13 protein-coding genes are annotated in these 13,560 nt (G+C 64.8%); 9 read left to right on the forward strand and 4 right to left on the reverse strand.

The window, feature by feature from the left end:
• The first annotated feature begins 31 nt into the window (after positions 1 to 31).
• Positions 32 to 1,024, forward strand: a complete 993-nt coding sequence (locus tag CH305_RS19275) for an iron-siderophore ABC transporter substrate-binding protein (protein ID WP_094610094.1) — start codon at positions 32 to 34, stop codon at positions 1,022 to 1,024.
• Positions 1,025 to 1,031: 7 nt separating this feature from the next.
• On the opposite strand, the gene CH305_RS19280 is transcribed toward CH305_RS19275, so the two are convergent.
• Complete coding sequence (locus CH305_RS19280; RefSeq protein WP_032402421.1) at positions 1,032 to 1,472, reverse strand: Fur family transcriptional regulator; 441 nt, start codon at positions 1,470 to 1,472, stop codon at positions 1,032 to 1,034.
• Positions 1,469 to 1,807 carry a metalloregulator ArsR/SmtB family transcription factor gene (locus tag CH305_RS19285; protein ID WP_032379570.1) on the reverse strand — a complete coding sequence of 113 codons (339 nt, stop codon included), beginning with the start codon at positions 1,805 to 1,807 and terminating at the stop codon, positions 1,469 to 1,471. The genes CH305_RS19280 and CH305_RS19285 overlap by 4 nt, the downstream gene beginning before the upstream one ends.
• A gap of 340 nt (positions 1,808 to 2,147) precedes the next feature.
• Here CH305_RS19285 and CH305_RS19295 point away from each other — a divergent pair, with 340 nt between their 5' ends.
• Entirely contained in the window at positions 2,148 to 3,533 is a 1,386-nt protein-coding gene (locus CH305_RS19295; RefSeq protein WP_032379159.1) for a glycine--tRNA ligase, read from the forward strand.
• A gap of 65 nt (positions 3,534 to 3,598) precedes the next feature.
• Here the strand turns inward: CH305_RS19295 and CH305_RS19300 are convergent, their stop codons facing one another.
• Positions 3,599 to 5,635, reverse strand: a complete 2,037-nt coding sequence (locus CH305_RS19300) for a YgcG family protein (protein ID WP_256983885.1) — start codon at positions 5,633 to 5,635, stop codon at positions 3,599 to 3,601.
• 122 nt (positions 5,636 to 5,757) lie between these two features.
• On the opposite strand from CH305_RS19300, the gene CH305_RS19305 reads away from it, so the two are divergent.
• Genes CH305_RS19305 through dnaG form a run of 7 tightly spaced genes read left to right on the forward strand, consistent with a single transcriptional unit; the run spans position 5,758 to position 13,255 of the window.
• On the forward strand, positions 5,758 to 6,687 hold the full coding sequence (locus CH305_RS19305; RefSeq protein WP_094704613.1) for an ABC transporter ATP-binding protein: 930 nt from the start codon (positions 5,758 to 5,760) through the stop codon (positions 6,685 to 6,687).
• Complete coding sequence (locus CH305_RS19310; protein ID WP_094704614.1) at positions 6,684 to 7,487, forward strand: ABC transporter permease; 804 nt, start codon at positions 6,684 to 6,686, stop codon at positions 7,485 to 7,487. Before CH305_RS19305 ends, CH305_RS19310 begins: the two co-directional genes overlap by 4 nt.
• A gap of 46 nt (positions 7,488 to 7,533) precedes the next feature.
• Positions 7,534 to 8,643, forward strand: coding sequence for a sensor histidine kinase (locus CH305_RS19315; RefSeq protein ID WP_094704666.1), 1,110 nt, complete (start codon positions 7,534 to 7,536; stop codon positions 8,641 to 8,643).
• Positions 8,640 to 9,248, forward strand: a complete 609-nt coding sequence (locus CH305_RS19320; RefSeq protein ID WP_094704615.1) for a response regulator transcription factor — start codon at positions 8,640 to 8,642, stop codon at positions 9,246 to 9,248. Before CH305_RS19315 ends, CH305_RS19320 begins: the two co-directional genes overlap by 4 nt.
• Positions 9,249 to 9,303: 55 nt before the next feature.
• The gene (locus CH305_RS19325) at positions 9,304 to 10,020 is read left to right on the forward strand and encodes a YdcF family protein (RefSeq protein WP_032379155.1); all 717 of its coding nucleotides are present in this window, start codon (positions 9,304 to 9,306) and stop codon (positions 10,018 to 10,020) included.
• A 1-nt stretch (position 10,021) separates the two neighbouring features.
• A complete protein-coding gene (locus CH305_RS19330) occupies positions 10,022 to 11,296 on the forward strand; it encodes a deoxyguanosinetriphosphate triphosphohydrolase (protein WP_094619871.1) in 1,275 nt (424 codons plus the stop codon).
• A 42-nt stretch (positions 11,297 to 11,338) separates the two neighbouring features.
• Positions 11,339 to 13,255, forward strand: coding sequence for a DNA primase (gene dnaG, locus CH305_RS19335; protein WP_094704616.1), 1,917 nt, complete (start codon positions 11,339 to 11,341; stop codon positions 13,253 to 13,255).
• Here the strand turns inward: dnaG and CH305_RS19340 are convergent.
• Entirely contained in the window at positions 13,252 to 13,497 is a 246-nt protein-coding gene (locus CH305_RS19340) for a hypothetical protein (RefSeq protein WP_032379567.1), read from the reverse strand. The two genes, dnaG and CH305_RS19340, sit on opposite strands and share 4 nt — an antisense overlap.
• Between the last annotated feature and the right edge of the window lie 63 nt (positions 13,498 to 13,560).

The raw sequence follows: 13,560 nt of genomic DNA on the forward strand, positions 1-13,560 counted from the left end.
CCTGTACTTACTTCGAGTAGAGGCGGATGCGATGACAATGCGGTCGACCCGAATGCTGACGGCAGTGGTGGCGGTGATCGTCCTCGGTGTATCCCTGACGGCCTGCTCGACCGCAGATACCGGCGAATCGGGTACCCCGTCGGCCGACGGTGTCTTCCCGGTCGTCATCGACCACATCTACGGCAGCACGACCGTTCCGGAGAAGCCCACTCGCATCGTCACACTCGGAGTGTCCGACGCCGACGCCGTCATTGCCCTCGGCACTGTGCCGGTCGGGAACACCGGGTACACCTTCTACGAGACCGGACTCGGTCCGTGGACCGACGAGTTGGTGGGCGACGCACCACTGACACTGCTGGGCTCGGAGTCCGAACCGAACTTCGAGCTGATCGCCTCTCTGGCACCGGATTTGATCACCGGGCTGAACGCCGGCTTCGACGAGGCCACCTACACAAAACTCAGTGACATCGCCCCGACGATCGCTCGACCGGCGGGATCGGCGGCATATGCCGTCGATCGAGAGGTGGCCACCGACACCATCTCGCGCGCGATGGGCGAATCCGAGCGTGGCGAGGAGCTCAATGCGCAGACGACCGCGTTGCTCGAGCAGGTTCGCACGGAACACCCCGAGTTCGCGGGCAGGACTGCCGCCGTGGTGCTTCCCTACGACGGGCAGTTCGGTGCGTTCCTACCCGGCGATGCCCGCGGTACGTTCGTCACCTCGTTGGGATTGAAGGTTCCGGAGCCCATTCTCGCTCAGGACGACGGCACGAACTTCTTCGTACCGGTCTCGCTGGAGAACATCTCGATGCTCGACGCCGATGTGGTGCTGTACCTCGGCACGGGTGAGCCCATCGACGTCGTGGCGGAAAATCCGATCTTCGGGACATTGAAGGCAGCGCGCAACGATGCGATCCTTCCGCTGTCCACCGATCAGCGCGGCGCGATCACGTACAACTCGGTTCTGTCGATACCGTTCGCCATCGACGCGGTGGTGCCTCGCGTGGCCGACGCCCTGACGTGAGCGAGGTTCAGCGACCCGCCGCGCTGCACTGACTGCAGGTGCCGAAAATTTCGATGGTGTGACTCACGTCGGTGAAGCCATTGGACTCGGCGACAGTCTGGGACCACTTCTCGACGGTGGGCCCCTCGACCTCGACGGTGAATCCGCATGCTCGGCACACCAGGTGGTGATGATGGCCCGAGGAGCAACGCCGGTAGACCGACTCGCCGTTGTCGGTGCGAAGCACGTCCACCGTGCCGGCGTCGGCCAGCGTCTGGAGCGTGCGATAGACGGTTGTCAGGCCGATTCCCTCACCGCGCTTACGTAATTCGTCGTGCAGGTCTTGTGCAGATTTGAATTCCTCGATGGTGTCGAGCAAGTCCGAGATCGCACTGCGTTGCTTCGTGGCTCGTACTCCGACCACGACGGGTCGTCTCGGCGTTGCGGTATCGGTGGACTTCTCGGTCACAGGTTCCGGCCTTCCTCGGCGTGGGCCACGGCGTCGACGACGATGTGGGAGAGGTGATCGTCGACGAGTCGGTACAGGACCTCGCGGCCGTTGCGTTCTCCACGCACCACACCCGCAGCCTTGAGTACCCGGAGGTGCTGGCTGATCAACGGCTGCGTGACACCGAGGGCGACCACGAGTTCGTGGACGCATCGCTCGGACTCGCGCAGCTGCAGCACGATCGCGATCCGCACCGGGGCCGCAAGCGCGCGCAGAATGTCGCCGGCCGCGGCCAGGGTCTCCTTCGGCGGAATGTGGGCCGGGGGAGCGGCGGCGAACGGGTCGTTCTCGTGCATCGGATGCTCGGGGTCCTGCCGATCCGGCGAATCTGTGTGAACGGCCTGCTCGGTGGACACGGTTGCGGCTCCTTCGGTTGCCGACTCGTTCTCGGCGAACTCTCTCTGCACAATCGATGTCATGGCATCAGGTTAGTGCAGTTATCGCTATTGCAAATCGTATTCATTGTGATATGCACAAGTACGCATGTCAATTCCGAACTCGACCGGTGTTCGGATTCGCCCGCCGAGCCAGATAGTCTGATCAGGGCGAAAACCGCCCGCGTCACCCCTCGTGCGATGTAACCGACAATCACGATGAACCCGAGCACGATGTAACCGAAGATGGAGAGCTCCGCCAGTGGCACCCAAGTCCAAAGTCGAAACCGTCGCCAACCTCGCCAAGCGCAGAGGCCTCGTCTACCCGTGCGGCGAGATCTACGGCGGTACCAAGTCGGCCTGGGATTACGGCCCGTTGGGCGTCGAGCTCAAGGAGAACATCAAGAAGCAGTGGTGGCGCAACATGATCACCAGCCGGGACGACACCGTCGGGCTCGACTCGTCGGTGATCCTGCCCCGTCAGGTGTGGGAGGCGTCCGGTCACGTCGAGACGTTCTCGGACCCGCTGGTGGAGTCGCTGCACACACACAAGCGGTACCGCGCCGATCACCTCATCGAGGCCTACGAAGAGAAGCACGGCCATCCGCCGGAGAACGGCCTGGCCGATATCCGCGACCCCGAGACCGGCGAGCCCGGTTCGTGGACCGAGCCGCGTGCGTTCTCGGGCCTGCTCAAGACCTTCCTCGGCCCGGTCGACAACGAAGAGGGTCTGCATTACCTGCGTCCAGAGACTGCGCAGGGCATCTTCGTCAACTTCGCCAACGTGTTGACCACCTCGCGCAAGAAGCCGCCGTTCGGTATCGGCCAGATCGGCAAGAGCTTCCGTAACGAGATCACTCCCGGAAACTTCATCTTCCGCACCCGTGAGTTCGAGCAGATGGAGATGGAATTCTTCGTCAAGCCCGGCGAGGACGACGAGTGGCATCAGTACTGGATCGACTACCGCATGAAGTGGTACACCGATCTCGGTATCGATCCGGAGAACCTGCGGCTCTACGAGCACGCCAAGGAGAAGCTGTCGCACTACTCCAAGCGCACCGTGGACATCGAGTACAAGTTCGGTTTCCAGGGCAGTGCGTGGGGTGAGCTCGAGGGTGTCGCGAACCGCACCGATTACGACCTGTCGGTGCACTCGAAGGCGTCGGGCCAGGACCTGAGCTACTACGAGCAGGCCACCGACACTCGCTACACCCCGTATGTCATCGAACCGGCGGCAGGCCTGACGCGTTCGCTGATGGCGTTCCTCGTCGACGCGTACACCGAGGACGAGGCTCCCAACGCCAAGGGCGGTGTCGACAAGCGTGTCGTGCTCAAGCTCGATCGCCGTCTTGCCCCGGTGAAGGTAGCGGTGCTCCCGCTCTCGCGTAACGCCGATCTGACGCCGAAGGCGAAAGATCTTGCGCAGCAACTGCGTCAGTACTGGAACGTCGAATTCGACGACGCCGGAGCGATCGGTCGCCGCTACCGTCGTCAGGACGAGATCGGTACCCCGTTCTGCATCACCGTCGACTTCGACACCCTCGACGACCACGCCGTCACCATCCGCGAACGCGACACGATGGCGCAGGAGCGCGTGGCTCTCGATCAGGTCGAGGGCTACATCGCGTCCCGACTGATCGGCGCATAGAGCTCACAACACGACAGGGCCCGATCTCCTCGTGAGATCGGGCCCTGAGGCATATCGGGGTCGAATCAGAAGCGGCCGCCGCCACCGCCGAAGCCGCCGCCTCCACCACCTCCACCGAAGCCCCCGCCTCCACCGAAGCCGCCGCCGAAGCCACCTCCGCCGCCGCCGCCGCCGCGCAGCACGCTGTTGATCAGGATTCCGCCGAGCACAGCGCCTGCAACGTTGCCGCCGTTACCGCCGCCGCGTGGACCGTGACGGTTTTCCCAGTTCTGCACGTCGGACTGGGCGATCTGCGACGCGCGCGAGGCCAACTGGCTGGCGGCATGCGCGTGCTTGAGGGCCTCGTCAGGGTTCTCGGGTTCGAGCTGACGAGCCGCACCGAGATGCCGTTCGGCTTCGGACAACCGCGTTCGAGCATCGGCACCCACGCCGCCGCGCCGCGTCGAGATGTAGTCCGCTGCAGCGGTGATCTGCGCCTGAGCAGCCGCGATATCGCGTTCCAGACGCGCCCGCAGCTGATCCTCGGCCGCCTTCTCCGCCGACGCTTCGTCGACGATCTTCTCGAGTTCGGAATCTGCTGCGGCAAGGGCTGTGTAACTGCCGAGCGGATCGCTCGACTGCGCCGTCTCCGCGTTCTTCAACGCCGTCTGTGCCGCGGCCATCGCCGCCTGTAGTTCGGCACCGCCGTGTTCGGCCAGTCCGCGAGCCTGCTCGATGTCGCGTCGGACGTCCGCGATGGCGTCGGGCAGGGTGGCAATGGCGTTCCCGATGTCGTCGCGGGCGTGGTCGACTCCGTCGAGCAGGGACTTCGCCTGATCGAGGGCTCGTTCTGCGGTCCGAATCGCGGTGACGGCCGGACCCTGCTTTCCCGGCGGCAGCGCTGCGGCCTTGCGGCCGGCTTCGATGTTCTCCTCGGCCAGCGCAACTCGATCCTTGGCCATCGTGACGTTGTCGGCGATCGATTTCAGTGCGGTCTCGGAGAATTCCGAATGCAGCTGAGCGAGTACGGTTTCGGACTGTGGAATGCGCACCGTCAAGGCGATGATGGCTTGGGTGAGCTCGTCGAGATGCGAGCCGGCATTCATCACGAGGTCGCGGAATCCGTCGAACTCCTCGACCCGAGAGTCGAGCTCGCGATCTGCCTGACCGCACGAGGAGATGATCTCGACGAGCATCGCCCGCCGCTGATCGGGGGTTTCGGGAATGGCGTCGTCGAGGCGCTGACGGATCTCGAAGGCAGAGGCCAAGGCCTTCTTTGCGTTGTCGTACGCGGTGATGAACGGTGCGGCTGCCGAATCGCCGAACTCGCCTCGGGCAAGGGTCAATTCTTCCTCACTTGCCCGCACGGCGTTGTCGGTCTCGATCAGAATTTCCTTGGCGCGGGTGTCGAGAACGTCTATCGGGAACTTGGCCAGTGCGGACGGGTCGCTCGGGTCGATCTTCGCCACGGCGTCCACCTCGGCGGCCACCCTGGCCTTCTTGCGCCGCGAGGAGTAGACGACAGCGCCGCCGCCTGCAACCGCCAATACACCGACACCGATCAGCAGCGGTGCCGATGACCCACCGTCGCCGCTCGACGCATAGGCCTCGCCGAGGGCGCCGGCAGCCGCTATGGCCGCTCCCGACCAATCCTCTTCGCCCAGTGCGGGTTCGACGTCGTTGACGCGAATGTCGTCCTGCTCGGCCGTGGTGATCTGCGAGAGTCCGGTGTTGACGGCGAGGTAGTACGAGCGATCGACGGTCGCGACTGCGAGCAGGACGTCACGCTGACCGAGGTCGCTTCGTTCATATGTCTGCTGGGCCCAGTTCGTTGCCGACATGTTGTCGAAATCTGCCACGTAGGTGACCCACAGCCTGAGCTGGCTGCTGCTGTAGAGGTCGTCGATGGAGGTCTGCACCTCGGCCAGCGAATCAGGGTCGAGAGCCTGGACGTTGTCGGTGATCTGGGTGGCCAGCCGCGAGGGAGCCTCGGCGGATGCAACCCCCGGTGCGAGCAGGACCGCGGCGAACAGGGTCAGAGCACCCGTAGCGGCGAGACGACGAAATCGATGGACCGACCTACGGACTGTGGCGCTGGGGTGCCGCCGGTGCTGGACTGCCATGCGATGAAATCTACCGGCTGGGTCGTGTCCGAATCGAGCAGGTCGATCCATGACAGTTGTCATCGTGCAATCGTGACGCTCGGTCGAGGTGCATGGGCTCGGGCCGCAGCAGAGTAACTGTCATGACCACAACGAAGGCAGTCGAACTGCGAGGCGTCACCAAGACATACGGATCTGTCCGTGCGGTGGACGGGCTGAGCCTGTCGATCGAACCGGGCGAGGTCGTCGCATTCCTCGGACCCAACGGAGCGGGTAAGACGACGACCATCGACATGATGCTCGGCCTGGCAACACCCACCACCGGGTCGGTGTCGGTGTTCGGAGGAACGCCCGCCGACGCCATCGCCCAGGGGCGCATCTCGGCCGTCATGCAGACCGGTGGGTTGCTCCGCGACCTGACCGTCCGCGAAACCGTCGAGCTGACGTCGGCACTGTTCGCCCACACCCGGTCGGTGAAGGAAGTGCTGACCCGGGCCGGCATCGCCGACATCGGCGACCGTCGAGTGGCGAAATGCTCCGGCGGCCAGCAACAGCGACTGCGATTCGCGCTCGCTCTGTTGCCCGACCCGGATCTGTTGGTGTTGGACGAGCCGACCACGGGCATGGACGTCGAGGGTCGTCGCGATTTCTGGAACGCCATTCGCCAGGACGCGAGTACCGGCCGAACGGTGCTGTTCGCAACGCACTATCTCGACGAGGCCGATGCCTACGCCGACCGGATCGTGCTGGTGCGGCACGGCAAGATCGTCGCCGACGGTAGCGCCGCCGAGGTGAAGAACCTGGCTGCTGGACGCACCGTCACCGCGACCTTGCCCGGCGTCGATCGATCGATGTTGCTCGCTCTGCCCGGAGTCGACCGCGTCGAAACTCGCGGCGACCGGGTGATCGTGCACGGCCGAGATTCCGACTCCGTGGCCCGGTACCTGCTCAACGACGCGCATGCGACCGATCTGGAGATCGTCTCGCGGAACCTCGAGGACGCATTCCTCGCCCTGACCACCGATTCTGAGAACGACCCAGCCGAAAACGACCTCGCCGGGAGCATCCGATGACCACGACCACGCCGTCCGCAACCGCCCGCACATCCGCCAGAGCCGTTGCCTGGGGCGGATTCTCGCCCACCTTCCTCGGGCTCGAAATCCGCAGACTGTTCCGAAACAAGCGGACGCTGATCTTCACGTTGGTGATGCCGCCGGTGTTCTTCGTCATCTTCGGTACACAGTCGGACTTCAAGACCGACTACTCCTTCGCGCACGGCAACGTCACGGGCTACATCGCCATCAGCATGGCCGTCTACGGAGCGATGCTGGCAACGACCAGCGGGGGAGCCATGGTGTCGGTCGAGCGAGCGCAGGGCTGGAGCAGGCAGCTGCGGTTGACCCCGCTCAAGCCCGTGGCCTACATCATCACCAAGGTCCTCGTGGCCATGACGATGGGCGCCGCTGCGATCGTCGTGGTGTTCGTCGTCGCAAAGTTCTTCGGAGCCGACATGCCGATCTGGGTGTGGCTCGCTTGCGGTGTGATCGCGTGGCTCGGATCTGCGGTGTTCGCCGCTTTCGGGTTGTTCATGGGGTACCTGCTGCCCTCGGAGAACGTCATGCAGATCCTCGGACCTGTACTGGCCTTCCTCGCCTTGGCCGGCGGATTGTTCGTCCCGCTCGGCGACAGCGGCTGGTTCCCGATGCTGGCCAAGTTCACCCCGCTCTACGGCCTGGCCACGGTGGCCCGAGCGCCGTTCACGTCAGCCGACGCGGGCACTCTGGCGATCGCCGTGGTGAACCTGGTGGTGTGGGCCGCGGTGTTCGTAGCCGGAGCGGCCCTGCTGTTCCGAAAAGACACCAAGCGTGCCTGACGCCGAAACTGCTGATCGTGTCGCCCACGGGGATACCGTGGGCGACATGACCACGTTCACCGCCGACCTGCCGGAGGGGAGGGTCTGGCGATACGGCTGGATGTTCGGAGCCATCTGGCTGATCTACCTGATCTACCCGTTGAACGAGATTCTCGCTCTGCCGTCGATCGCGGCCCGGGCTGCCGGGATCATTGCGATCGTCGGTTTCGGTGCGGTTTTCACGACCACCTTCTGGCGGTTCCGCAACGGCCACCGCCGAGGACATCCGCTGCCCACCTCGCAGGCGTGGATCGCACTCGGTGCGATGGTCGCCCTGACAGTCGCGATGAGTGCATTGGTCGGAACCACCGGCTTCGGCGCCACCGTCTACATCGCGGTGCTGGCGATGATGACCCTTCCGGTCCGGCAGGCGTGGACGTTGGTCGCGGTGATGGTGGTGATCGTCGAACTGACGCCTCGCTTCATCGATTCCTGGGAGCCCGACAACTTCTTCGCGTTTCAGCTGTTGATCAGTTCGGCTGCGGCATGGGGCATCACTCAGGTATTTCAGCGCAACCACGAATTGGCCGTTGCCAGGCAGCAATTGGCAGATCTGGCGATTGTCGCGGAACGTGAGCGGATGAGCCGGGACGTACACGACATTCTCGGGCACTCGTTGACGGTCATCACCGTCAAGAGCGAACTCGCCGGACGGCTGCTCGAGATCGACGCCGCCCGAGCGGCAGTCGAGATCGCGGAGGTGGAAACCCTTGCCCGGCAAGCACTCGCCGATGTTCGCAGCACCGTCGGCGGCATGCGCCAGATCGACATCGGCACCGAATTGGCCAGTGCAAGAACCGCACTGGTTGCCGCAGCCATCGGTGTCGACCTGCCCGCTGATGCCGATGTGGTGCCACTGAGACACCGAGAACTGTTCGGCTGGGTCCTGCGTGAAGCAGTGACCAACGTGGTTCGACACTCGCACGCGCAACACTGCCGAGTGACGCTGACGCCGTCGAGCATTTCCATCGTCGACGACGGACGCGGACCTGCCGAGGACACCTGCGGGGGAAACGGGCTTCGCGGGTTGGGGGAACGTGTGAGCGCTGCCGGTGGTTCACTGACGGTCGCCCGGGTTCCGACCGGCGGATTCAAGGTGGAGGTCGCGGCACCATGAGTATCAGACTGTTGCTGGCCGACGATCAAGCTCTGGTGCGTGGAGCCCTCGCAGCACTGCTCGGTCTCGAGCACGATCTCGACGTCGTGGCGGAGGTGGGGCGAGGGGACGAAGTGGTCGCTGCCGTGCTCGAACATCGACCCGACGTCGTACTGCTCGACGTCGAGATGCCGGGCAAGAACGGAATCGACGTGGCCGCCGAGCTGACCCTCGTGGCACCCGAGTCGAGAGTGCTGATCGTCACTACGTTCGGCCGCCCCGGATATCTACGCCGCGCGATCGATGCGGGGGCATCGGGTTTCGTGGTCAAGGACACTCCCGCCAAGCAGCTGGCCGATGCAGTTCGGCGAGTGCACATGGGGCTTCGCGTCGTCGATCCGACGCTGGCGACCGAGACCCTGACCGACGGCGTCTCGCCGCTGACGGCCCGTGAGCAGGAAGTTCTCCGGGCAGCAGCTCAGGGTGGGACGGCCGGCTCCATCGCTGCCACGGTGCACCTGTCGGAGGGGACGGTGCGCAACCACTTGTCGTCTGCAATAGGCAAGACCGGTACCAGTACTCGCGCGGAAGCTGTCCGAGTGGCCGAGGATCGCGGGTGGCTCTAACTCCTACGAGGCGCGCCGTGACCGAGCCGATGCGCGGGCCTGGCAAACTCGAGGGGTGAATTCAACTCTCGACCGAGACCCGTACGGCGATCCGTACGACGATCGGTATGCCTCGGACCCCGGTCCCGAGCGCCTGGGCTTCTTCGGAACGCTGGGACGCTGGACCGGTCGGCTGGTCGCGGGAGTGGTCCTGATGGCAGTGGTGCTGGTCGCAGGGACTGCGGTCCGGGTCTGGCAGGTTGCCCGCATCGACGACTACTCCAAGGCCGACGCCATCGTCGTGCTGGGTGCGGCGCAGTACAGCGGGACACCCTCGACGGTGTTCGAGGCCCGACTGGCGCAGGCCGCGTCGCTGTACGAGCGGGGCATCGCCCCCGAGATCGTCACCGTCGGCGGCAAGCAGGAAGGCGATCTGTTCACCGAGGCCGCGTCGGGGCGCAACTATCTGATCGAGCAGGGAGTGCCGGCGGACGCCATCGTGGCCGTCGAGACCGGCTCGGACACGCTCGAGAGCATCGAGGCCGTGAGCGACACACTCCGCGACGAGGGCAAGTCGTCGGTGGTGCTGGTCAGTGATCCGTGGCATTCGCTGCGCACTCGAACCATGGCGCGTGACGCTGGGCTCGATGCATGGACCTCACCGACGCGTACCGGACCGGCCGTCTACACCAGAGAGTCACAGGCACACGGAATTGCCAGGGAGACAGGCGCACTGCTGTGGTACCAGCTGACTCACTTCACGGCAGACTTCTCCTACACGGCAGGCCAGTGACATGACCGGCACCTACTCGGCGCACGACGTCGAACGATTCGTCACCGAACCCCCGAAGACCGCCGGCCTGAAACCGGGAACGAACAACGCCTCGCATCGAAGTGCTTTCGCGCGCGACCGGGCACGGGTGTTGCACTGTGCTGCACTGCGCCGTCTCGCAGACAAGACACAGGTGACCGGGCCTCGGGACGGCGACACTCCGCGAACTCGGCTCACGCACTCGCTCGAAGTCGCGCAGATCGGCCGCAGCATCGCCGAAGGCCTCGGCAGCGACCCCGATCTGGTCGATCTCGCAGGCTTGGCCCACGACATCGGCCATCCGCCCTACGGCCACAACGGTGAACGGGCCCTCGACGAAGTGGCCACGGACTGTGGTGGGTTCGAGGGCAACGCGCAGAACCTACGCATTCTCACCGGCCTCGAGCCGAAGATCCTCGACGCCGATGGGCGCAGCGCGGGATTGAACCTGACCCGAGCATCTCTCGACGCCGCGACCAAGTATCCCTGGATCCGGCCGGCACCAGGCGCGAAATTCGGTGCCTACGACGACGACTCCGCGATTCTGGGCTGGGTACGTGACACTGCACCGGACAAGCACAAGTGTCTCGAAGCGCAAACCATGGATTGGTCCGATGACGTTGCCTACTCGGTACACGATGTCGAGGACGGCGTCATCGACGCCCGCATCGACCTACGCGCGCTGTCCGACCCGATCGAGCAGCGCGCACTCGCCGAACTCGGTGTCTCGGAATTTCGCGGACTCGATGTCGACGAGTTGATCGAAGCTGCGAGCCGGTTGTCGAGGATGCCCGTCGTGATCGCCGTCGGACGCTACGACGGCACCCTCGAAGCATCCGTCGCACTCAAGCACATGACGAGCGAACTGGTCGGGCGCTTCGCGACAGCTGCCATCGAGGGCACCCACGAGAGGTACGGCACCGCGCCGTTGAGCCGGTACGACGCCGACCTGGTGGTGCCGTCGATCGTCGGCTCGGAAGTTGCATTGCTCAAAACCATGGCGCTGAGGTACGTGATGTCCGACGCCGGACACAAGATCCGCCAGGAGCGCCAACGTGACCGAATCCACCGCGTCGCCGAGTGGTTGCTGCGCTCGGCACCGGGGGAGCTGGACCCCATCCTGGTCCCGGCCTGGCAGCGCGCAGAAAGCGACGCCGAACGTACCCGAGTTGTCGTCGATCAGATCGCCTCGTACACCGAAAGTCGACTCGAACTGATCGACAAGCGCTCGCTGGGAGCTCAGGCCAGCTGGGGTTGATCGGCGGGTGTCGGGTGTCTGGTTCGACGCTAGACTGCACACGTGGCCGGCCGAATTCCTGAACGCGACATCGCCGCCATTCGCGAACGCACACGGATCGAAGACATCGTCGGCGACTACGTCTCCCTCAAGCGCGCGGGCGGCGACTCCATGAAGGGGTTGTGCCCCTTCCACGACGAAAAATCGCCGTCGTTCCATGTTCGACCCAATCACGGTCATTACCACTGCTTCGGTTGCGGCGAGGGAGGTGATGCCTACTCCTTCCTCCAGAAGATCGAACACATTTCCTTCGTCGAGGCCGTCGAGCAACTCGCCGACCGGCTGAACTATTCGATCTCCTACGAGGGCGGAGGGCCATCGGTTCAACGTGACCGCGGCACCCGAGCGCGTCTGATCGCTGCCAACGCGGCAGCGCAGGAGTTCTATGCGGGTAGGCTCAGCGGCCCCGACGCCCAGACCGCACGTGACTACCTCACCGAACGTAACTTCGACGGCCACGCCGCATTGGCTTACGGCTGCGGATACGCACCCGACGGTTGGGACACTCTCACCAAACACCTGCTGGGCAAGGGCTTCGAGGCCAAGGAGATCGTGGACGCGGGCCTGGCGGCACCCGGCAAGCGCGGCACGCCCATCGACCGTTTCCGACGCCGATTGGTGTGGCCGATTCGCAGTCAGAGCGGCGACGTCATCGGTTTCGGTGCCCGTAAACTGTTCGACGACGACACGATGCCGGGTAAGTACATCAACACCCCGGAAACCATGCTGTACAAGAAGTCTCAGGTGTTGTTCGGTCTCGACCTGGCGCGCAAGGAGATCGCGAAGTCGCATCAGGCCGTCATCGTCGAGGGCTACACCGACGTGATGGCGATGCATCTGGCCGGCGTCAAGACGGCAGTGGCGTCGTGCGGAACCGCATTCGGCGAGGACCACCTGGCCATGCTGCGCCGATTGATGATGGACGACAGCTACTTTCGCGGCGAAGTGATCTACACCTTCGACGGAGACGATGCCGGGCAGGCCGCCGCCATGAAGGCATTCGAGGGTGATCAGAAGATTGCCGGACAGACCTTCGTCGCCGTTGCGCCCGACGGCATGGACCCGTGCGACCTGCGTTTGAAGTCCGGCGACAACGCTGTTCGCGATCTGGTCGCCCGGCGTACCCCGATGTTTGCCTTCGTGGTCAAATCGCTACTGCGAGAACATGATCTGGATACCCCCGAGGGACGCGTCGAAGCCCTGAAGAGAACCGTGCCCGTGGTCGCGCGCATCAAGGACGCGTCGCTGCGGGACGAGTACGCACGGCAGTTGGCCGGCTGGACCGGCTGGGACGACACCGCGATGGTGCTCGCCCGCGTGCGCGACGAGGCGAAGAAGGGCGCTCGGGGCGACACCAGCGGTAAGCGTGTGCCGTTCGAGAAGCGTCAGGCGACGCCGACCGAGGCTCCGTCCGGGCCGCCGCGTCCCAACCCCACCGATCCGTCTCTGTGGCCGCAGCGGGAGGCTCTCAAGGCGGTACTGCAGATGCCTGCGATGGCGGGCACGGTGTTCGACTCGCTCCCGCCGGAGAGCTTTCATCACCCGGCATATGCGGCCGTGCGTGACGCGGTGGCTGCTGCCGGGGGTACAGCCGCGGGACTGGGCGGAGGGGAGTGGGTCGACGCCGTGGCCAAGCAGGCCAAGGACGCCGTAGTGGTGTCGTTGGTGACCGAGCTGGCCGTCGACCCGATGCGTGTGGCCGACGACGCACTCACGCGCTACATCTCGGGTGTACTCGCGAGGCTGCAGGAAGTGTGGGTCGGCCAGCAGGTGGCAGAACTCAAGTCGAAGCTGCAGCGCATGTCACCGGTCGAGAAGCCCGACGACTACAACGCGCTGTTCGGCGATCTCATCGCCCTCGAGCAGTACCGCCGCAGTCTGCTCGAGCTCGCCGTCGGAAGTGTCGCCGAGGTCGGTTAGCGACGTAGCTGATCGCGGGGAACGTAGACCTGGGTCTCGTCGTCGATCGGCTGCATCGGCTCGAGCCGGGGCTGGGTGTTGAGGGAATCGGAGAGCTTCTGACGGCCGACCTCGATGGCCTTCTTGGTCGCCGGTGACGACGCAACGGCGCTTGCCGTCTTGCGAATCTGCTCGTACCGGCCCCGGCCGGCCTTGGCGCCGAGCACATATGCAGCTCCAGCCGCCAGTACCAAACGAATCATCAGTGGGTCCTTCCGTAGAGCGTGCGGCTGTAGGTCCATCTTGCCCGACGGAGCTCCGGCGAC

The organism is Rhodococcus sp. 15-649-2-2, assembly GCF_002258645.1.
GTDB lineage: Bacteria > Actinomycetota > Actinomycetes > Mycobacteriales > Mycobacteriaceae > Rhodococcoides.

Coding starts and splice junctions, on each gene's coding strand:
- CH305_RS19300 (WP_256983885.1), bottom strand. CDS start 5,635: ATGGCAGTCCAGCACCGGCGGCACCCCAGCGCCACAGTCCGTAGGTCG.
- CH305_RS19320 (WP_094704615.1), top strand. CDS start 8,640: ATGAGTATCAGACTGTTGCTGGCCGACGATCAAGCTCTGGTGCGTGGA.
- CH305_RS19305 (WP_094704613.1), top strand. CDS start 5,758: ATGACCACAACGAAGGCAGTCGAACTGCGAGGCGTCACCAAGACATAC.
- CH305_RS19285 (WP_032379570.1), bottom strand. CDS start 1,807: ATGCACGAGAACGACCCGTTCGCCGCCGCTCCCCCGGCCCACATTCCG.
- CH305_RS19315 (WP_094704666.1), top strand. CDS start 7,534: ATGACCACGTTCACCGCCGACCTGCCGGAGGGGAGGGTCTGGCGATAC.
- CH305_RS19340 (WP_032379567.1), bottom strand. CDS start 13,497: ATGATTCGTTTGGTACTGGCGGCTGGAGCTGCATATGTGCTCGGCGCC.
- CH305_RS19330 (WP_094619871.1), top strand. CDS start 10,022: ATGACCGGCACCTACTCGGCGCACGACGTCGAACGATTCGTCACCGAA.
- CH305_RS19275 (WP_094610094.1), top strand. CDS start 32: ATGACAATGCGGTCGACCCGAATGCTGACGGCAGTGGTGGCGGTGATC.
- CH305_RS19310 (WP_094704614.1), top strand. CDS start 6,684: ATGACCACGACCACGCCGTCCGCAACCGCCCGCACATCCGCCAGAGCC.